This is a genomic window from Chitinophaga dinghuensis, assembly GCF_003259435.1.
Lineage (GTDB): Bacteria > Bacteroidota > Bacteroidia > Chitinophagales > Chitinophagaceae > Chitinophaga > Chitinophaga dinghuensis.
Genome location: NZ_QLMA01000007.1, coordinates 277724 through 297885, shown reverse-complemented (window position 1 = coordinate 297885; position 20162 = coordinate 277724). Strand labels below are relative to the sequence as shown.

The window sequence follows — 20162 nt, the reverse complement described above, 5'->3', positions numbered from 1 at the left end:
GTGAGCAATTAATTGGCAAATAAGTTTAAGCGAATAGGTTGAGTTATCTTCAACGTGGTTTCGTATCTACTATAGGTTGATATTTATATTTTCGTACGATACAAGTCTACACAACTATTTACTAAAAGAGAACTTTATTTACGCAATCGTTCCCGGAAAAATGATTACATTCACGAGCGGGTATAACAGGTGAAATCCCGTGCTGTAAAAGAAATGAAGTATAAAGCAACCACGATCAAAGACATAGCAAAGGCGCTTAATCTCTCTACCTCTACTGTATCGCGGGCCTTGCGGGACAGTCATGAAATTAGTGCTGCCACCAAACAAACGGTTCTGGAATATGCCGCCAAGCTTAACTTCCAGCCGAATCCTATTGCATTATCTTTAAAGGAAAGAAAGAGTCATTCTATCGGTGTAATTGTTGCTGAAATTGCCAATAGTTTCTTTTCACAGATCATCAACGGAATAGAATCTGTTGCCAATGAAAAGGGGTATACTGTTATTATTTCCCAGAGTCACGAGAACTTTGAAAAGGAAGTAAGAACCCTGCAATACCTTGCTTCCCGCTCTATTGACGGATTATTGATTTCTGTATCCAGTGCCACCAATGATTTGCAGCATTTAAAATCAATGTATCAGTCCGGTTTGCCGATTGTATTTTTTGATCGCACGGTAGAGGAAATACAAACGCACAAAGTGATGGTAGATAATTACCAGGGCGCCTACAATGCCACGCTTCACCTGTTGGAACAAGGCTTTCGGCGTATTGCCTGTGTGGCGAATTCTGAACATTTATCTATTACAAAAGAACGTGTCGGCGGCTATATGGCCGCACTGCAACAATATAAAATTGAACCCGATCCTACGCTGATAAAATATTGTTTTCACGGGGGGATGTTGTTGGAAGAAGTGGAGTTGGCAGTGAAAGAATTATTGGCCGTTAAACCTAGGCCAACAGCCATTTTCGCCACATCGGACAAACTGACGACCGGATGTATGCGTGTCTTGAAGAAACATAAAATTGCGGTTCCTGCCGCTATGGCATTGACAGGCTTTTCCAATTCAGAACTGATACATTTATTGCATGCGCCTATTACTGTAGTACAGCAACCGGCGTATGAAATGGGGCAAGTAGCTACAGAGTTATTGTTACAGCTGATTGAGAGCAAACGGCCCGTGAAAGATTTCAAGACAAAGATGCTGCAAACGAAGTTGGTGTTTCCGGAAAAATAAAAATTCCCTGGCAGATGTCAGGGAACATTTCAAAGCCTTTCTTATTACTATTTTGTTATTCTGAACCAGTCCAGGTCCGCAAAGCCGGCATCATTTGTTTTGGCCGTGCGGGTACAGGCGAGGCCCAACTTCGCGCCTATCCATTTTCCCGGAGTGGCTGTAAATTCATTTCCAGCAGTAGTGAAATGCGTACCATCTGTACTATAACTAAAACTGCATTTGCCTCCCATCGTTACCTGCACCCGGAGAAATATATCCGTTTCTGTTAGTTTTGTCACAGGGGTGAGCACTTCGGGTTTCCCTTTCTCCGCCTGTTTGCAAACCACTTGTGACAGGGAAATACCTTCTTTCTTATTTTCCAATACCAGGCCGGCATAATCCATCCCCAATACAATGAAGCTCATGCGATCTCCTTCCAGTCGCGGTTTGAAAGACAGTTTTATGGTAGCTGCAAATGCTGGCGCCGGGAATTTCTGGGCCAGGACATTAGGCGTCTCCCACAGATTGCGGGCAGAATCAGGTATTTGTGCTGCAAACAGCCTCAGTTTTCCGGCAGACGGGAAAGCCCACCAGGCTTTGGGATTAGTTTGCCATTGCCATTGCAGGCCCAGTGTATTACCATCGAATTCGTCGCTTTCCACAGGAGTCATGATGGGCCATGCCTTTCCCACATCCGGCTTTTTGAAGCTGAGTACCGGTTCTCCTTTGCCGTCATTATCTTTATCCTGGCCGATCACTGGCCAGTCGTTGACCCATTTCATAGGTTGCAGGTGTACCACCCTACCGTAAGCCTCCAGGTCCTGGAAATGGAGGAACCAGTCCTCTCCTGTTTGCGTCTGTACCCAGGCCCCTTGATGGGGGCCATTTACAGGCGATTTTCCCTGATCCATGACGATCTTACTTTCGTAAGGGCCATATACCTGTTTGGAGCGCATCACCAGTTGCCAGCCGGTACTAACGCCGCCGGCAGGAGCGAAAATATAATAGTAGCCATTACGCTTATAGAACTTAGGTCCTTCCAGGGTGGGGTTGGCATCATGTCCATCGAATACGAGAACGCCTTCGTCTATCGCTTTGGTACCATCTGCATTGAGCTGTTTTACCACCAGCACACTTTTAATACCTGCTCTGCTGCCTGCATAAGCGTGTACCATATACGCTTTCCCGTCGTCATCCCAGAGCGGACAAGGGTCTATGAGGCCTTTGCCTGCTACCACCAGTTCCGGATCGCTCCAGGGGCCGTTGATTTGTTTGGCTTTAGTGAGATAGATGCCGAAATCAGGATCGGGATAATAAATCAGAAATTCTCCGTTATGATAACGTATGGCGGGCGCCCATACGCCGTTCCCGTGCTGGGTGGCAGAAAAATGATCGAATGGCGGCTGCCGATGCAAGGCATGCCCTATTATACGCCAGTTAATCAAATCCTTTGAATGCAGGATGGGCAAGCCCGGAACGGCATCAAAAGAGGAAGCGATCATGTAATAGTCGTCTCCAACACGGATAGCGTCCGGATCTGAATAATCTGCATATAGTACCGGATTCTTAAAGGTTCCGTTGCCATTGTCAGATACCCATACCTGACTGATATCATTCTTTTGCTGTGCGAGTGCCGGCATAGCTGCCAGGGCAAGCAGCATACAGCCTGCTAGTTTCTTCATGGTTTTAGTTTCCAGTCTCCGTAAATAAATGCTGTTGTATACTTTTTAGCTTCCTGTTTACTCAGTTGTTTACTCCAGGGTACTCTGGCAGCAGGATTGGCGCCGGGGCCATAGCTGTTATATTCCGCATAGCGGGCAGTTTGTTCGTTGGTGGTCTTACCCCAGTTGTCCCATCCTGCAGGCAGGATATGATTTCCAAGGAAGCAGTTGATATAAGTTACGCTGGAATAGGGCCTCCACGGGCGGCCGAGAAATACTTTTGTTACGCTGGTATCTGCAGTAATGCGGCAGTCGCGGAAAACATATCCCAACTGCTGTGATTCGGGCGTATTGGCAGCAGTGATAAAAGAGTTGCGGTTACTATGGATCGTACATTTATAGAACAAGGCGGTGGCTGCACCAAAGATAAAATCGGTGCTACCTTCAATGTAGCAATTGCGGTAGTACTGACGGCCGGGAGTAGCCCCAGCCAGGAGGGTATCCTGGAAAGCGATCATACGGCAATGAATAAACGCAATTCTGTCTCCTTTTACAGATAAGGCTACTGCTTGTCCGGCTTTCACCCCTGCCGTATTCTGAAAGGTCAGGTGTTCTGCACGGAAATCGTTTGCTTTGACGATGAAAGTCCAGGAGCTGAAAGTGGTTATGGTATCGCCTGCGGGCGTTCTGCCTCCGGCATGATCCTCCCAGGTGATAATGGTATTCATTTCATCTTCGCCGATCATAGTGATGAAATCCTTGGTGGAGTCTACATGTACTTTTTCGTGGTAAGTTCCTTTTTTTACATAGATGAGGACAGGCTGGCTGTTATGAAGTGGTACTGCATCCAGGGCAGCTTGTACGGTAGTATAATCTCCGCTGCCGTCCTGGGCCACCACTTTTTTAGTAACCTGCGCATGCAGGGATAAAGCCATCAGTGTCAGTATAGCGGAACATATTATTTTCATCATAGCGTGGTGGATCATTGCGGGGATCAAAATAGGAAATGGTGTGGAGATGAGGGGGAATATTTACGCAATCGTTCCCGGGGGAGGTTGCTCGCAAAGGGCGCAAAGGAATGACGCAAAGGCGCAGAGGTTTGATTTTTTTTGCTCGCAGAGCAGCATGGGCAGCAAAGCAGCAAAGAGGGTATTATGCTGGGGGCTCGCAAAGGCGCAAAGGAGTGGTGGTTGATTTTTTTGCTCGCAGAGCAGCATAGGCAGCAAAGCAGCAAAGAGGGTATTTTGCTGGGTGCTCGCAAAGGTGCAAAGGAGTGACGCAAAGGCGCAGAGGTTTGATTTTTTTGCTCGCAGAGCAGCAGAGGCAGCAGAGTAGCAGAGGATGATTTTTTTATGGGTATGTATTTTGGTTAAAATGTTTTATTTTTATAAGATGTCTCTTTCTTTATGAGTATTTATGCATTAACCCTAGTTGTATTGGCAGCTGTGCTGCATGCCCTTTGGAATCTTATTACAAAACAAGTTAAAGGAGGATTGCCTTTTTTCTGGCTGGTATCTACGGTGTCGGCTGTATTGTCCTTTCCTTTTCTGATATGGGAGTTGAGTAAAACGGGGATTCCTCATGATGGACTTACTTTAGGCCTGGCATTGGGGAGTGCGGTGCTGCATGTTTTTTATTTTGTGGCCTTGCAGGTAGGTTATCATAAGGCGGATTTGTCAATTGTATATCCGGTGGCGCGTGGCGTAGGTCCGCTGCTTTCTGTAGCCGGCGCTGTAATTCTTTTTGGAGAGCGGCCAGGATGGGCAGCGGTGGCAGGGTTCATCCTGATAATAGGTGGGGTGGTATTTCTAACAGGGTTTAAACTGAAAGGCGCAAATCATGGCGTATTACAGGGATTGTTCTATGGGAGCCTTACAGGACTTTTCATTGCCGCCTATACGTTATGGGATAAGTCGGCCGTAGTAAACCATCATGTTTCTGCCTTGTTCATCACCTTTGCCAGTGTACTGTTACCCTTAGTGTTACTTATTCCTGTAGTACTGAAGAAAAGAGTGGAAGTCAAACAGGAGTGGACGATTCACTGGAAACAGATTACTGGGGTGGCGGTATTACAGCCCCTTTCTTATATTTTGGTGCTGGTGGCCATGAAAACCACACCATTGACCTATGTAGCCCCCATCCGGGAACTCAGTATTGTCTTTGGGGTATTCTTTGGGGTAAACTTGCTGAAAGAAAAGGACAGTACGAAACGAATGATTGCAGCAGTCGTGATTTTAGGAGGCATTGTGATGCTCGCACTTAGCTAATCAGCAATCGTAACTACCACTATTTTACGAACCCAGCCCTGTTTCCCCTTTGCGATCTTGTCTTCCATTCCTTTGCGACTTTGCGTGAAAAATTCTCCGTAAATTTGAATTTCGCAAATTGATTGTATATGAATACGACCTCTCTGGAAGACTTTTACCGGGAAACATCCGGCCTGGTACCAGCAGGTATCAGCAGGGAACTGGGACATTTCAATGTATTCCGCACGGAAGAAGTATTTGCCAAAACCAAAACAAGTGGGCAAATGCCTTACAACCGCCGCGCCTACTATAAAATCAGCATCATTTCCGGCAAAAATAAGGCAGAGTATGCCGATAAGGTTTTCGATATAGACACCCATGCCCTCCTGTTTGCATCTCCACGCATTCCATACCACTGGCTTCCGCAGGACGATCAGCAACAGGGGTATTTCTGCATTTTTACGGAAGACTTCCTACTATCCACCAAAAGTGGCGTAGTACTGGATGATCTGCCCATTTTCCGTTCCGGCGGATACCCCATATTTAAAGTTTCAGATGAGGAAGCCGCAGAGATTACCGCCATCTTTGCCAAGATGTACAGGGAGATATCCTCTGATTACATTTATAAGTACGACCTGCTGCGGAATTATGTACTGGAAGTCATTCATTTTGGACAGAAGCTACAACCCGCCACCGCTATGTATCCTACACATAATGCGGCAGCACGGATATCCTCCTTGTTTATTGAACTGCTGGAAAGACAGTTTCCTGTAGAACCACCCCATCAACGATTACAGCTGCGGACTCCGAAGGACTTCGCAGACCGACTGGCAGTACATGTCAATCATCTTAATAAAGTACTTCGGGAAAACACGGGTAAAACTACTACAGAGCTGATCAGCAGCCGAATTACCCAGGAAGCGAAGATCCTGCTAAAGCAAACAGACCTGAGCATCTCCGAGATTGCATACGGACTTGGCTTTGAAGAGGTAGCCCATTTCTCCAATTTCTTCAAGAAACAAACCTCCATCACTCCTGCTGGTTTCAGGTAGAAGAACCATTATTTGAATTTTGCAAATGATAGATTGATCATCGCAACAATCAGCAGCATATTCCTGCTGATCTTTGCGTCATCAATGCAGTTGAACAAATTGTATTGCTATTTTTTTATTGATTAAAACATTTGACAAATGGCAAGTAATAAAATCGCGCTGATCACCGGCGGCAGCAGAGGATTAGGTAAAAATATGGCCCAGGCCATGGCTCACAAAGGAATTGACGTAGTCATTACCTATCATAGCCAACAGGCTGAAGCAGAAGAAGTAGTGAATGAACTCAAAGCCCTTGGCGTAAAAGCCGCAGCCCTGCAACTGGATACCAGCAATACGAAGGTCTTCCCTCCTTTTGTAGCACAACTGAAAGAAACCTTATCTGCTACATTTGGCGTTACGCATTTCGACTTCCTCGTGAATAATGCCGGTACTGCCCTGTATTCCCCTTTTGAGTCCACCACAGAAGAGCAGTTCGACTATATCATGAATATCCATCTGAAAGGCGTATTCTTTCTCACCCAGCAATTACTCCCTCTCATCAATAATGGCGGGCGTATTATTAATATCTCCTCTGGCCTGGCACGATTTGCCATGGTCGGTAGTAGTGCCTATGGCGCTATGAAAGGCGGTATTGAAGTACTGACCAGGTACATGGCCAAGGAGTTAGGTCCAAGAGGAATTGCCGCCAACGTAGTGGCCCCTGGCGCTATTGAAACCGATTTCGGTGGTGGCCATGTGAGAGACAACAAAGAAATCAACAGCCAGATCGCCTCCAATACCGCACTGGGCCGGGTTGGACTCCCGGACGACATCGGCGGCGTAGTAGCTTTCCTCTGTACCGATGAGGCACGCTGGATCAATGCACAACGGATTGAGGCTTCCGGAGGGGTGTTTCTGTAGTTTCACGCAAAGGGCGCAAAGGAAAGACATGCAAAGGCGCAGAGGGGCGCCTGCGGCGCTGATATGTATAAAGTTTTTGCTCGCAAGGCAGCATAAGCACCAAAGCAGCAGAGAAAAGTAATGTAGATTGTTTTGAGCGATTGTGTAAAGCATAATATGTCTATTAATTCATCAACAAAACTTAATCCTTTGCTGCTCTGCTGCTCTGCTGCTTATGCTGCTTATGCTGCTTTGCGAGAAAAAAAAATCAGCGCCGCAGGCGCCCCAACAACAAAAACTGATCTAGTAAAAAATTATTTTTTTGCGTCTCTGCGCCCTCTTTGCGCCTTTGCGTGAACCCCACTGCTTAATCGTTTAAGCAAAACGCTTGGAATGTATTATTTTATTATTAAATTACCGTCGTAATCTACCGGATATTGATTTTGTTAATGTCATAAATTACGGCCTTTGCCAATCACGGATTTAGCAAATGAGCAAGCACTGTTACAACAGGTAGCCGAAGGTGACGCCAACGCATACACGGTTATTTTCCATCATTACAGCAAGCATGTATATGATGTGGCCATGGTGTACCTGAAGGATGGTCATCTCGCTACAGAAACAGTACAGGACATATTCTTACGGATATGGGTTAAACGAGCGCACGTCACGGAAGTTCGCAACTTTCGGGATTATCTCTTTATCCTTACCCGCAACCATATTTATGACGGCTTCCGCAAACAACTGGTGAAAATGAAGGTATACGACATTCATCAGCAACAACAGCCCACTGTACAGGAAGATACCGATCACCTCCTGCTGCGAAAGGAATATGACCATATCATCAATAATGCCATTGCCTCCCTGCCACCAGAACGCCGAAAAGTATATCAGGCAAGGCTCGCAGGGTTCTCTAATGAGGAAATTTCCCATCAGCTCAATATTTCCATCCATACCGTTAAGAAACAAATGAGCCTCGCTTTGCAGTCGCTCCGCTCCTATGTGCAAACCCATGTACCCAACGACGTACTCCCGATATTCTTACTGGTATTGACTTTCCACAAATAATTGCATTTTTTTTAACTTTTTTTTCAGGAGGCATACTCCTTTTTTCCAGGTTGTCCGTCTTTATCTTAAATCACGCTTCCAAAATCTAATCGACGGATGACAGTTATACATCAATTACTGGAAAAATACCGCCTTGGCACTATCTCTACTGATGAACTGCGTCAATTGCAGACATTAGTGGAAGAGAACGTGGGAGAAAAGGAGATTTTGGAAGACATCCTGTCCACCCTACATCAAGGCGCCCCCGATTCAGGGTGGCACTCCGCCGAACACGCTCACCTCGTGGAACAGATTGTCATGGATACCCCGGTAATGCCTATACGTAGCAACAGTAGAAAATGGTGGCTGGCAGCAGCCTGCGTAGCAGCAATTTTCAGTACCGGTATTTATTGGTATCAACACCGTATCATCACTCCTACGCCATATCCGGTGCATTTAGCCATGATGCCCGGTGGTAATAAAGCCATGCTCGTACTGGCAGACGGCAGTACTGTACCGCTGGACAGCGCCAATCTGGGCCAGATTGCCAGGCAGGGAGATGCCAATATTAATAACAACGGCGAAAGCCTTATCTATGACAACCAGGGCCCTTCCACAAAGGTGGTGTACAATTCTATTGTTACACCCCGTGGAGGGCAATATCAACTGGGACTCCCGGATGGTAGCCGCGTGTGGCTCAATGCAGCCAGCAGTATACGCTTCCCCACAGCATTCCCCGGAAAAGAAAGAAGGGTGGAAATTACAGGGGAAGCCTATTTCCAAATTGCGGCAGATCCTAATAAACCCTTCCTGGTGGATATAAAAGGAAATGATTCCATGCAGGTACAAGTATTAGGTACCAGCTTTAACGTGATGGCATATACGGATGAACAGGAAATAGCCACTACCCTGGAAAATGGCGCGGTAAAATTGTTACACGGATCTGCTCAAACCGTCTTGCAACCTGGTTATACCGGTACGCTGACCCATCATGCCGGATTCGCCACTGCACAGGCGGACCTGGAACAGACCCTCGCCTGGAAAGAAGGGAAATTCCGATTCAGAAATACCAATATACAAACCATCATGCGGCAGATCTCCCGCTGGTACGACGTGGATATCAGCTATGAGGGAGACCTCTCCGATGTAGACCTGACCGGCATCATATCCCGAAGGGAAAATGCAGCCAGTCTCCTGAAAATATTATCCGCTACCCAACGGGTACAATTTGAAACAACCAATAACAAAATAAGGGTAAAGCCCTACAATCCTGAACAGTAACACTATTTAATCCACTTATGAATTTTAAAAATTGCTTGTTATGAAAACGTGAATGAATAACGAATGCCAATAAAAAACCGGAAGCACGCCAATGCTCCCGGTAAAATATGGCTATCCAACTTCCATTAGCATTTGAAAAATTGAATTACTAAGCCACAAAACAAAAGTATGGAACTCCTTTGTACCTGCAAAGTCCGCAGAAAGGGCGGGCATTTGCGTAGAAAATTATTGCTTACTATGCGATTAACTGTCATACTAACACTGGTATTTACACTTAATCTGAGCGCTAAAACATTCTCTCAGTCTGTTACCATCAAGGGCAAACGCCTCGCCCTGTATGATGTGTTTAACAGCATCAGCCGCCAGACAGGATATGAATTTATCTACGATGAAAAATTGCTGCAAAAAGCAGCTCCTGTAAATCTCAACCTGGAAGCAGCCCCGCTCACAGACGTGCTCAATGCCTGCCTGAACAACAAATTATTTTCCTACAGCATCGTTGATAAAACGATCGTTGTTTCACCAAAATCCAAACCAATGGAGTATACGGCCAGTCCGTATATAACCATCCAGGGTAAAGTAACGGGCCCCGACGGTCAGCCCTTGCCCGGCGTGTCTATCCAGGTTAAAGGATCTACCCGCGGCACCGTTACTAATCCCCTGGGGAGCTTTTCCATTCAGGCCAATCCCGGGGACGTACTGGTGGTTAGCTTTATTGGATATGCCCCACAATCCATCACGGTAGGCAACGACGCTAATATCCAGATCAAATTACAACCACAGGACGCCCAACTGAGCGGCGTGGTAGTAACGGCACTGGGTATACGCAGATCGGAAAAATCCATCACCTACTCAACCCAACAGATCAACGGCCTGGAACTCACCAAAGCCAAAGACGCGAACCTCATCAATACCCTGAATGGTAAGGTAGCTGGTCTGACCATCTCCTCCAGTGCATCTGGCGTAGGCGGTTCTGCAAAAGTGATCCTCCGTGGTAGCAAATCAGGACTGGGTTCCAACCAGGCCCTGTACGTAATCGATGGTGTGCCGATGAATAACAGTCTGACCAACCAACCTTCCAGTATCTACGGTGGTACTTCTTCCTATGATGGTGGCGATCCTATCTCCAACCTCAATCCGGAAGATATTGAAAGTATCTCTGTACTGAAAGGCGCTTCTGCAGCAGCTTTGTACGGAAGTCAGGGCGCTAACGGGGTTATCCTGGTTACTACAAAATCCGGGAAAGCCGGACACGTGGCAGTGAACCTTTATAGTGGCATTTCCTTATCGGAAGCTGCGTATCTCCCTAAATTCCAAAATAATTACGCGCAAACCAAAGATAGCTCTACCCAAAGCTGGGGCGCCAAAATCAATAACCCTACCAACCGGGATAATTTGAAAACGTTCTTCCAGACAGGGCAACTCTTTACCAATGGTATCAGTCTTTCCGGTGGTAACGAAATGGCGCAGACCTATTTCAGCTATGCCAATACCTCCGGCAGAGGCATTGAGCCTGGAAATAATATCGGTCGTCATAATATCGACTTTAAAGAAACAGGGCATTTCTTTGACAACAGGCTGACGGCCACTGCTGATGTGAATTATATGACGCAGCAGATCGACAATACGCCTATGTCTGGCTTTTATTTCAACCCACTTACCGGCCTTTATCTGTTTCCCCGTAGCCTGGACATCACCCAATATAAAAATACTTTCGAGATCCCAGATCCTACCCGCAACTACCTGATGGTACAAAACTGGCCATTAAATGAGGATGTGCAGCAGAATCCATGGTGGATCGTTAACCGTAACCCGAACAAGCTGAAACGCAATCGTCTGCTGATGAATGCCAGCCTGAATTACAAACTGAACTCCTGGCTGAATATCCAGGCCCGTGGAAGCATTGACCGTATCAATGACCTCTACGAACAGAAGATATACGCCGGCTCACAAGCGGTATTATCCAGCCCTAACGGCGGCTATTACTACGGTAACAATACTACCACCCAACAATACGGCGATCTGTTGGCCAATATCAACCTGCCTGGTAAAACCATCAGCTTAACCGGCGTGGTAGGTACCAGTATTCGCGATATCAAAACAGCAGGAGATTTCCTGAACTCCGCCAAAGATGGATTATATATCCCGAATGTATTCACCATCCAGAATATGACTACGCTGAATGCCTTAAAATCTGGTACCAGCCCGGAATTGCACAGCCACTGGCAATCTGTTTTTGCCAGTGCCAACCTCTCTTACCGCGATTGGTTATACCTGGATCTGACGGCTCGTAACGACTGGTCATCTAACCTGGCATTCACACCACAAATGTCTTACTTCTACCCTTCTGCAGGTCTGGGTGTGGTACTGAATAATATCTTGCATCTTCCTTCTGCTATTTCCTTCGCCAAAGTACGCGGCTCCTATGCTATTGTGGGTAATAGCCCGCTGGCATATCAGTCCAATACAGCGCCTAATCACCTGGGCACCAGCGGCAACCTGACAGTTGCTACCACCGGCCCATTCATTGCTTTGAAACCTGAGAAAACAAAATCCCTCGAGATTGGTACGGAATGGCGTTTCTTCGCTAATCGTCTGAGCTTCGATGTGACCTATTATAAAACCAATACCACCAATCAAACCCTGCAAATTGCAGCGCCTACTGCCACATTGTTCGAATCCAGATTCGTAAATGCGGGTAATATCCAGAACCAGGGCGTGGAAGCGGTAGTGAGATACGATGTTTTCAATCAAGGAAAATTCCATTGGAACACCGGTCTGAACTTCTCTACCAATGACAATAAAATCATTTCTCTCTGGTCTACTGTAGATCGTTTCACCCTGAGCGGCGCTTCTGGCGCTAACTATGCTTCTCAATTCAAAGTGGGCGGCAGCTTCGGCGATATTTACGGTACCGTACTGAGTAAAGATGACCAGGGTCGCATTTTGATCAAAGGTGGTAAGCCTGTTAAACAAGGCGGTGATATGCAATACCTGGGTAATGCCAATACCAAATGGCAACTGGGTTGGAATAACAACTTCGAATATGGTCATTTCACTTTCTCCTTCCTGATTGACGGTAAATTCGGCGGACAGGTAATGTCTATTACACAGGCGATGATGGATAGCTACGGCGTATCCAAAGCCAGTGGCGATGCCCGTGATGCCGGCGGCGTAAAAATCAACGGCGTGGACGAAACAGGTAAAGCAGTGTCCACCATCGATGCCAATACCTGGTACACTACCATTGGTGGCAGAGAAGGCGTTTCGGGAGAATATATGTACAGCGCTACTACGGTTCGTTTAAGGGAAGCAGCCCTTGGTTACATGGTGCCACTGAAAAGTACATTCTTCAAAACCCTGAAGTTCTCCCTGACTGGTCGTAACCTGATCTATTTCACCCGCAAAGCGCCATTCGATCCGGAACAAACGATGTCTACCGCCAACGGTCTGGGTGGTGTGGATGCATTTATGTTGCCTGCAACCCGCAGCTATGGCCTGACCCTGAATGCATCCTTCTAATGGTATCACTGAAAAACTGAAAACGATGAAATTATTACATAAACTGCGTGGATATAAAACCGTGATAGTAGCCGCCCTGGCTATTACCGGCATGAGTGCCTGCACTAAGAATTTTGAAAAATTCAATACGGACAATACCGGCATCAACGGCGATCAGTTGGGTCCTGATTTCAACGGACTTGGACTGTACCTCAAATCTGCCGAGATGGCGATTTACAATTTCTCCGGCGGAGGAGATCCGAACTCCTTCCAGGTACAGCAGAACCTGAATGCCGACTGCTTCTCCGGGTATTTTATGTCGGCCACCCCTTTTGCGAGCGGCGTCAATAACCTGAACTATGGCCTGGTTTCCGGATGGAACGGAGAAGCCTATAAAGTAGGTTATCTCAGCGTAATGTCTCCTATTCTGAAATTGCGTTCTACAGGTATTGAAAAGAACTACCCTGCTGTATGGGCAGTAGCGCTGATCGTTAAAGTGACCGCTATGAGTCGCGTAACCGATATCTATGGCCCGATTCCGTATAGCCATGTAGGTGAGAATGCGCCTACCATTCCTTATGATAGTCAGCAAGACATTTACAAACGTTTTTTCCTGGAGCTGGACACAGCCACGCAGTATCTGCGTGCGCAGATTGCGTCTAATACTAAGCTGCCGTTCGACTTCAGTCAGTTTGATGTAGTGTACAATGGCAACTTCAACGAGTGGCTGAAATTTGCCAACTCTTTGCGTTTGCGTCTGGCCACACATATCTATTATGCCGATAACAACACGGCGAAAACGGAAGGCGAAAAAGCCCTGAATCCAGCCAACGGCGGTCTGTTAACAGACAACACCGACAACATGACGGTGAAGATTACAGGCAGCTTTACTAACCCGCTGGCATTCATTGCCATCGACTGGGCCGATACCCGTATCAACGCATCCCTGGCCTGTTATATGAATGGATACAATGACCCTCGTATCTCAAAGTACATGGACAAATCCACCGATGCCGGTTTTGCACCGCAATACATCGGTATCCGTATCGGCAGTATTACCAATGCTAATTCCAAAGATGACTATGTGAAATATTCTAACCTGAATGTCAGCGATGGCGCCACTCCTTCATTCAATAAGAAGACAGCCGTCCAACTGATGACCGCAGCAGAAGTCTATTTCCTGAAGGCAGAAGCAGCCATGCGCGGATGGAATAATGCCGGCGATATCCAGCAGAATTATGAGCAAGGTATTGCCACTTCCTTTGCACAATGGAACGTGAGTGCGCCTGGTTATACCAGTGATGCCACCAGCAAGCCTGCCGCTTATGTAGATCCTAAAAATGTCAATAATAATTTGCCCAGCCCCAGCGGCATCACCATCAAATGGGACCCTGCTGCCGGCGATGAAGCAAAGTTAGAACGTATCATTACGCAAAAATGGCTGGCGATGTTCCCTGAAGGACAGGAAGCATGGACGGAATTCCGTCGTACAGGTTATCCTAAGTTGTTCCCTGTAGCAGTGAACAACAGTGGCGGTACTATTTCCTCTACTGTACAGATTCGCAGACTGCCATTCCCGCAGAATGAATACAGCACCAACCCTGCAACAGTGCAGGATGCCATTAAGCTCTTGGGTGATAAAGACAATGGCGGCACTAAACTGTGGTGGGATAAAAAACCGTAAACTGATTGATAACAAATAAACGGCTACCATAGCCTAAATACGAAACAGGCGGACCCTTTAGGGTCCGCTTTTTTATCTAGTAAAAATTGCCGAGTGATTGTTGTAACATTGAAATAGGCCACCCGTTTAACAGAGGAACAGATGCTAAACAATTAGCTAAAACAACCAAAATCAAATTATTTGATATGAATAAACGCTATTACAGCTCTCTGATATGGGGAGTGCTGCTGCTTATTGCCAACTTTGGGTGCAAGAAAAAAGAAGGACCAATTATTTCTAATGACGGGCTACCTTCCTGTATAGCTGTAAGATACGTTTCCACAGGCGCCACCACTAGCAGCAATTGCCAGGATATTATTCAAATCATGGACCCTGGTTTTATTGCCGCACATAGTACTTGGTTGGATACGCTCCAACTTCCACGCAGAAATGAAGACGGCTCCATTGACAATCTGGTGAAAGTGGCTTATCCTAATGTAATGAGTACTACGGCCATTCCAGATGGATTTAAAAATGCGAATACATTTTACATCACCATTAGCAGTGTAGACAGCGCAACAATGCAACCCGCTATATGCATCTGGACACACTTCACCGCAAAGTATACTGGCATCAGTTATACTGGCTGTGCAACGTCCGGAACAAGGCCATTATAAATCTTTTCCGCCATTCCCCTAAGGTCCTCGTAACGAAAGTTGCGGGGATTTTTTATGGAATGATGGTCGTAAATAAATAAGTGGCGAGTATCACCAATTGTACAATTCCCTGTAAGACATTCGTTCTGCCGGCACTGAAGGACAATTGAATGGTAAAGAGAGACAGCAGCAACAAGAGGGAAGATTTAGCATCTATGCCCAGTGTCACTTCAAAGCCTCCGAAATAACATACAATGGCTACTGCCGGTATGGTAAGTCCAATACTCGCCAGCGCGGAGCCCAGTGCCAGGTTGAGGCTGGTCTGCAGTCTGTTGCGGGAAGCAGCACGGATAGCCGCCATACCTTCCGGCAAAAGGATCACTGCTGCGATGATAATACCTACCAGACTTTTTGGAGCGCCTAAATTGACCACAATACTTTCAATGGTAGGCGATAATTTTTTCGACAGCAGTACCACCACCACCAAAGATACCAGCAGCAAAAATAAACTGGCGATGGTAGTAAGTCGGGATGGCGGTGCAGCATGAATATCCTCATGATCCCCGGTGGTTTCCTGTGGGAGGAAATAGTCACGGTGCAATCCTGTTTGTACTGCTACAAATCCGCCATACAATACGAGCGAGATAACCGCTACAAAAATCAGCTGACTGTTGGAATATACCGGTCCGGGTTGGGTGGTAGTATAATTGGGTAATACCAGCGTCAAAACGGATATAGCCGTGAGCGTTACAAGGGCCGCGCTCACCCCCTGCTTGATGTAAGCTTGTTCCTTGTGCTTCATCCCGCCAATAAACAGTGCCAGTCCTATAATCCCGGTAAGAATCAGCATGATGGCGGCGAATACAGTATCTCTGGCCAGTGTTTCTCCGCCCGCACTTTTGGAGAGCATCATGGAAACGATCAACGAAACTTCAATAATGGTAATGGCCAATGCCAGAATTAATGTACCGAAGGGCTCTCCCACTTTGTGCGCCACTACTTCTGCATGATGTACGGCAGATAGTACGACAGCAATCAGCGTCATACCCATAAGGGTCGCAAACCAGCCTCCGTCCGTGCTTCCGGCCAATCCCAGAATAATTAATCCGATTACAGGACAGATAACTGTCCACAATGGCAGCGCTATTTTCCAGCGTTTATATAAGATGTGATTGAATGACATAGACTTAAGTTACTAAAATATAATTACATGTTCCTATTTAACGTATTATCTGTATATTCAGTTCGAAGAAACCTGCTTATCCCTCGCCAGTAGTTATGCCATTAATATGGATTACTCAGTCATCATTTGTACATACAACCCTGACGTGCGCATTTTACAGCGATGCTTGTCCGCTATAACGGCATTGGATACACGCGGACTGGAAGTAGAGTACATCCTGGTGGATAATAACAGTCGCACTCCCGTCGTCTCCTTACTGGAAGTACAAACCGCCATCAGGGACCTACCCCGCTTCCAGGTTTTACATGTGACGCAGCAGGGGGTTAAATATGCACGCATCGCAGCTATAGAAAAATCTACCGGTAACCATATCGTGTATATTGATTATGACAATGAACCTGCAACAGATTATCTGCAACAGCTGAAACTCCTTAATGGCGCTTATCCACAGGTGGGCGCCTGGGGCCCGGGCCAGGTATTTGTAGATTTTATTGACGGTGTGAAAGACGATATTGCAGCCTATGCGCGTTATATGTTCCAGGAAAGGCATGACAGTGACATCTTATTCGATACTTCCCGGCAATGGCAGGAATGCTATCCATTTGGAACCGGGCTATGTACCAACGCAGCGTTGCTGAAAGAGTATGTGGCATTGGCGACAGCTGGTCATCTCACCCTAACAGGCAGAACAGCTGAGAAGCTAACCAGCGGGGAAGATACGCAGATGATACTGCACGTCATCCGAAAAGGATTTGCAGCAGGCGTAAGTCCTACTTTACAATTAAACCATATCATTCCAGGCAATAGGGCAAACGACCACTACCTGCGCAGACTGACTTACGGCACTAGCATCTGCTATGCTACTTGTCTGTTACAGGTTTTTCCGGAGATGAAACAACAAATGCTAAAGCAACTCATCTCTCCTGGCAGATTTATTCGAAAAACCATTCGACAGTTTCTATCCAGCCATTGGCAAGGATCTCCATCCAAAAGGTATCAATTGGTGCAATTCATAGGACTGAACAGTGGATATTACCAGGCACTGAACAAGGTCATCCCTTTTCCTGTTAAACATATTGCCAAATTTTTACAGGTAGAAGAATAGACATATGAACTTCGATGACATGAAAAAAGCGCCACATGGAGTGTCCGTTATCATTTGTTGTTACAATAGCAGCAAACGAATAGGGGATACTTTACGCCACCTGGCTAACCAGGAAGTAACGCCTGATGTTCCCTGGGAAATACTGTTGATCAATAATGCATCTACCGACGATACCATACTGACGGCCATGGAAACATGGGCCATGTGCGCTCCTTCCAATGCCGTTTTCCGGGTCATCACGGAAGTACAACCCGGCCAGATGTACGCACGCAAACGTGGCGCCCGGGAAGCGCTGTTCGAATTTCTCCTGTTCTGCGATGACGATAACTGGCTCCACAAAGATTATGTCATGCACACCTATCGTGTAATGCAGCAGGATGACAGCATCGGCGCCGCCGGCGGCAGAAACTATCCCGTTACTAACGCCGACGCATATCCGGAATGGTTTGAAACATATAAAGATAAATATGCCATCGGGATACCAGCCAATGCTTCCGGAGATGTAAGCCATAAAGGCTTTGTACTGGGAGCAGGACTCATTACCCGTAAATCGCTCTTTCTACTGATTAACCATGATACTTATCCTTCTCTGCTGAATGGCCGGAACGGGAACAGTCTTACTACCGGCGATGATTTTGAATACTGCAAACGATTGCTCCTCTGGGATTTCAAGTTGTATTTCGATAAAGAACTGGAAATGCAGCATTTCATTCCACGGGAAAGACTGACCATTGATTACCGCGACCGACTGATGGCGGGCATTGAGCAGGCAGGAAAAGTATTATACCAATACGACCGGGCTATTTATCTGCATCGGAAAAACCGGCGTAAAAACCGCTGGCGATTACTGTTCATGAGCCCTTTCCGGCTACTATTTTCCAAAGCAGGACTATCCAGCAGAAAATTTGAAGATGAGTGGCTGACATTCTACTACCTCGCGCCATTTGAGCTCAAAGGCAGTGAGGCACAGGCTTCCATCAAATCCTTCCTGACCGCAAAAATGAGTGGACATGTTTTATCGTAGGCAAACCGGGCAATCGTCCTTCCTAAAAATTTTCACTTTCTATAACCATAAAGTGAACCCCGAGGTACCCCGGTTGCAAAAAGCTGTTTTTGACAGTATGGGAATGAGTATCAACCAGGTATTTGATAAATCGTTTAGCCATGGTAGTTTTCTCAATCATATCTGCAGAAATGTAACAGATACCGATTACCTGATTTTCTTTGATGTGGATTGCATTCCCACCACGCGTAACTGGCTCCCCATGTTGTTGCAGGATTTGCAGGAGCCCGGCACTATTGCCGGTGCAGCCCAAACTGCCAATCATTTAAGGGATGCTCAAAACTTGTATGTATCTCCTTTTTTCTTTGGCATCAGTACAAAGTATTTACGGGAACTGCATTACCCGGACATGCAGATGACCTCGGATATGGACGCAGGTCAGCATTTGACGGAAACGATCCGCATACAGCAGGGAAATATTAAGTACTGGTGGCCTACAGATATAGAAGAAGAAAAATGGTATTTGCATCATCCGGAGCACACCAAATTTGGACTGGGCACTACCTACAACAATGCCATATACCACGCCTTCTATTCCCGTGAGAACCAGTCGGCCGGCTTTATGCGCAAATGCCGGGAGGTATTGGCATCCTGATTACTTAAACCACTGCAGCAGCCAGCGTTTGAGTTTACGTTTAGGCTTATTATGGCGTCGCCAGCGGTTTACCAGGTCAAATTCCTTTTGCATGTAATAGTAGTCGGCCTCCTTTTCAGGAAGGAAAGTTTTAGGATGAATGATTGTTGTTATTTCGCCGGCAGGAACATTGGCATTGAGGCTCTGCAAGTCAAAAGTATGGGTGGCATCTTCTCTGAATCCCAGGTTACTAATCAGATTCACATTGGGGGTAACGCATAACCCATTCTCAAAGAATGTGATGAAACTCAGCTGATAGTCCCAGGTATCAATTTTCCCTTGGTTTAATTCTCTGAAAATGCGCAGCCAGTCTTGTATCAGGAAAGGATCGGAAAATATTTTGGGGAGATGTAGGGAGACATCAGCTTCTGTGTATGCCGATAGCTCTGCATCGTACCGGTCCCATACTCTGCGCCAGGATGCCCAGCCCCAGATGTGGCTATACTGAGAAAAGAAATAGGTAGCCTCCCCCCACTTGCGACCATCCTGTAAATTAGCACCTGTAATAAGGCGGACTCTGCTATCATGTCGGTAATGCGCTAGCATATAATCGCAGAACCGAAAAAAGCTGTCAGCAGGTAAGCAGTCATCTTCAATAATAATACCTTCTTCCTCTTGTTCAAAAAACCAGGTGATAGCGCCCGACACCGCCTGCTTGCAGCCGAGGTTACTTTTACGGAAAAGCGTTTTCACTTCGCAGGGCCAGTCTACCTGCTGTATAATATTTCTGGTTTGTTCACACAATGCCGCCTCTCCTGGCTTATCCGGACGGGGGCCATCGGCGCCAACGTATAGGCGTGCCGGTTTTACGGAACGTATTTGTTGAAATACACGGGTAGTAAGATCCGGTCTGTTGAAAATTAAAAATAGTATGGGAGATTGAACGTGGTATGCCGACATACTAAAAAATTAAATTTTTCTCTGTTGAAAAATGTAACATTCTGCATCAACAAGCGTTACAAGATAATATTATTTCTGT

Annotated in this window: 16 protein-coding genes; 12 read left to right on the top strand and 4 right to left on the bottom strand. The window is 46.4% G+C overall.

All coding sequences use genetic code 11. The features are described from left to right. The first annotated feature begins 213 nt into the window (after positions 1-213). Positions 214-1233 carry a LacI family DNA-binding transcriptional regulator gene (locus CLV59_RS21070; RefSeq protein ID WP_111594212.1) on the top strand — a complete coding sequence of 340 codons (1020 nt, stop codon included), beginning with the start codon at positions 214-216 and terminating at the stop codon, positions 1231-1233. Positions 1234-1280: 47 nt separating this feature from the next. On the opposite strand, the gene CLV59_RS21065 is transcribed toward CLV59_RS21070, so the two are convergent. Both CLV59_RS21065 and CLV59_RS21060 read right to left on the bottom strand, forming a co-directional pair. Then, complete coding sequence (locus CLV59_RS21065) at positions 1281-2894, bottom strand: glycoside hydrolase family 43 protein (protein WP_111594054.1); 1614 nt, start codon at positions 2892-2894, stop codon at positions 1281-1283. Beyond that, the gene (locus tag CLV59_RS21060; protein ID WP_245950914.1) at positions 2891-3844 is read right to left on the bottom strand and encodes a pectinesterase family protein; all 954 of its coding nucleotides are present in this window, start codon (positions 3842-3844) and stop codon (positions 2891-2893) included. The genes CLV59_RS21065 and CLV59_RS21060 overlap by 4 nt, the downstream gene beginning before the upstream one ends. 435 nt (positions 3845-4279) lie before the next feature. On the opposite strand from CLV59_RS21060, the gene CLV59_RS21055 reads away from it, so the two are divergent. From CLV59_RS21055 to CLV59_RS21020, 8 genes are all read left to right on the top strand, one after another. After that, complete coding sequence (locus CLV59_RS21055) at positions 4280-5140, top strand: DMT family transporter (protein ID WP_111594053.1); 861 nt, start codon at positions 4280-4282, stop codon at positions 5138-5140. 128 nt (positions 5141-5268) lie between these two features. Next, the gene (locus CLV59_RS21050) at positions 5269-6171 is read left to right on the top strand and encodes a helix-turn-helix domain-containing protein (RefSeq protein WP_111594052.1); all 903 of its coding nucleotides are present in this window, start codon (positions 5269-5271) and stop codon (positions 6169-6171) included. Positions 6172-6309: 138 nt separating this feature from the next. Beyond that, on the top strand, positions 6310-7071 hold the full coding sequence (locus CLV59_RS21045) for an SDR family NAD(P)-dependent oxidoreductase (RefSeq protein WP_111594051.1): 762 nt from the start codon (positions 6310-6312) through the stop codon (positions 7069-7071). Positions 7072-7518: 447 nt separating this feature from the next. Continuing rightward, positions 7519-8118 carry an RNA polymerase sigma factor gene (locus CLV59_RS21040; protein WP_111594050.1) on the top strand — a complete coding sequence of 200 codons (600 nt, stop codon included), beginning with the start codon at positions 7519-7521 and terminating at the stop codon, positions 8116-8118. Between the two features lie 96 nt (positions 8119-8214). Beyond that, positions 8215-9378, top strand: coding sequence for a FecR family protein (locus CLV59_RS21035; protein WP_111594049.1), 1164 nt, complete (start codon positions 8215-8217; stop codon positions 9376-9378). Between the two features lie 237 nt (positions 9379-9615). Continuing rightward, positions 9616-12900: a SusC/RagA family TonB-linked outer membrane protein gene (locus tag CLV59_RS21030; protein WP_111594048.1), complete on the top strand. Its 3285-nt coding sequence runs from the start codon at positions 9616-9618 to the stop codon at positions 12898-12900. Between the two features lie 25 nt (positions 12901-12925). After that, entirely contained in the window at positions 12926-14563 is a 1638-nt protein-coding gene (locus CLV59_RS21025) for a RagB/SusD family nutrient uptake outer membrane protein (RefSeq protein ID WP_111594210.1), read from the top strand. Positions 14564-14748: 185 nt separating this feature from the next. Next, a complete protein-coding gene (locus CLV59_RS21020) occupies positions 14749-15219 on the top strand; it encodes a hypothetical protein (protein ID WP_111594047.1) in 471 nt (156 codons plus the stop codon). A gap of 52 nt (positions 15220-15271) precedes the next feature. On the opposite strand, the gene CLV59_RS21015 is transcribed toward CLV59_RS21020, so the two are convergent. After that, positions 15272-16381: a calcium:proton antiporter gene (locus CLV59_RS21015; RefSeq protein ID WP_111594046.1), complete on the bottom strand. Its 1110-nt coding sequence runs from the start codon at positions 16379-16381 to the stop codon at positions 15272-15274. A 106-nt stretch (positions 16382-16487) separates the two neighbouring features. Between CLV59_RS21015 and CLV59_RS21010 the strand changes: the two genes are divergently transcribed. Genes CLV59_RS21010 through CLV59_RS21000 form a run of 3 tightly spaced genes read left to right on the top strand, consistent with a single transcriptional unit; the run spans position 16488 to position 19144 of the window. Continuing rightward, the gene (locus CLV59_RS21010) at positions 16488-17486 is read left to right on the top strand and encodes a glycosyltransferase (RefSeq protein WP_111594045.1); all 999 of its coding nucleotides are present in this window, start codon (positions 16488-16490) and stop codon (positions 17484-17486) included. Positions 17487-17505: 19 nt separating this feature from the next. Continuing rightward, positions 17506-18510 (top strand): glycosyltransferase, encoded by a 1005-nt coding sequence (locus CLV59_RS21005; protein WP_170137849.1) that lies wholly within the window; start codon positions 17506-17508, stop codon positions 18508-18510. Next, positions 18497-19144: a hypothetical protein gene (locus CLV59_RS21000; RefSeq protein WP_111594043.1), complete on the top strand. Its 648-nt coding sequence runs from the start codon at positions 18497-18499 to the stop codon at positions 19142-19144. The genes CLV59_RS21005 and CLV59_RS21000 overlap by 14 nt, the downstream gene beginning before the upstream one ends. Here the strand turns inward: CLV59_RS21000 and CLV59_RS20995 are convergent, their stop codons facing one another. Beyond that, positions 19145-20083, bottom strand: coding sequence for a ubiquitin family protein (locus tag CLV59_RS20995; protein WP_111594042.1), 939 nt, complete (start codon positions 20081-20083; stop codon positions 19145-19147). Positions 20084-20162 lie beyond the last annotated feature (79 nt).

Bases quoted from the DNA above. Each gene is read 5' to 3' on its own strand.
- CLV59_RS21070 (WP_111594212.1), top strand. From the start codon at position 214: ATGAAGTATAAAGCAACCACGATCAAAGACATAGCAAAGGCGCTTAAT.
- CLV59_RS21065 (WP_111594054.1), bottom strand. From the start codon at position 2,894: ATGAAGAAACTAGCAGGCTGTATGCTGCTTGCCCTGGCAGCTATGCCG.
- CLV59_RS21060 (WP_245950914.1), bottom strand. From the start codon at position 3,844: ATGATGAAAATAATATGTTCCGCTATACTGACACTGATGGCTTTATCC.
- CLV59_RS21055 (WP_111594053.1), top strand. From the start codon at position 4,280: ATGAGTATTTATGCATTAACCCTAGTTGTATTGGCAGCTGTGCTGCAT.
- CLV59_RS21050 (WP_111594052.1), top strand. From the start codon at position 5,269: ATGAATACGACCTCTCTGGAAGACTTTTACCGGGAAACATCCGGCCTG.
- CLV59_RS21045 (WP_111594051.1), top strand. From the start codon at position 6,310: ATGGCAAGTAATAAAATCGCGCTGATCACCGGCGGCAGCAGAGGATTA.
- CLV59_RS21035 (WP_111594049.1), top strand. From the start codon at position 8,215: ATGACAGTTATACATCAATTACTGGAAAAATACCGCCTTGGCACTATC.
- CLV59_RS21030 (WP_111594048.1), top strand. From the start codon at position 9,616: ATGCGATTAACTGTCATACTAACACTGGTATTTACACTTAATCTGAGC.
- CLV59_RS21025 (WP_111594210.1), top strand. From the start codon at position 12,926: ATGAAATTATTACATAAACTGCGTGGATATAAAACCGTGATAGTAGCC.
- CLV59_RS21020 (WP_111594047.1), top strand. From the start codon at position 14,749: ATGAATAAACGCTATTACAGCTCTCTGATATGGGGAGTGCTGCTGCTT.
- CLV59_RS21015 (WP_111594046.1), bottom strand. From the start codon at position 16,381: ATGTCATTCAATCACATCTTATATAAACGCTGGAAAATAGCGCTGCCA.
- CLV59_RS21010 (WP_111594045.1), top strand. From the start codon at position 16,488: ATGGATTACTCAGTCATCATTTGTACATACAACCCTGACGTGCGCATT.
- CLV59_RS21005 (WP_170137849.1), top strand. From the start codon at position 17,506: ATGAAAAAAGCGCCACATGGAGTGTCCGTTATCATTTGTTGTTACAAT.
- CLV59_RS21000 (WP_111594043.1), top strand. From the start codon at position 18,497: ATGTTTTATCGTAGGCAAACCGGGCAATCGTCCTTCCTAAAAATTTTC.
- CLV59_RS20995 (WP_111594042.1), bottom strand. From the start codon at position 20,083: ATGTCGGCATACCACGTTCAATCTCCCATACTATTTTTAATTTTCAAC.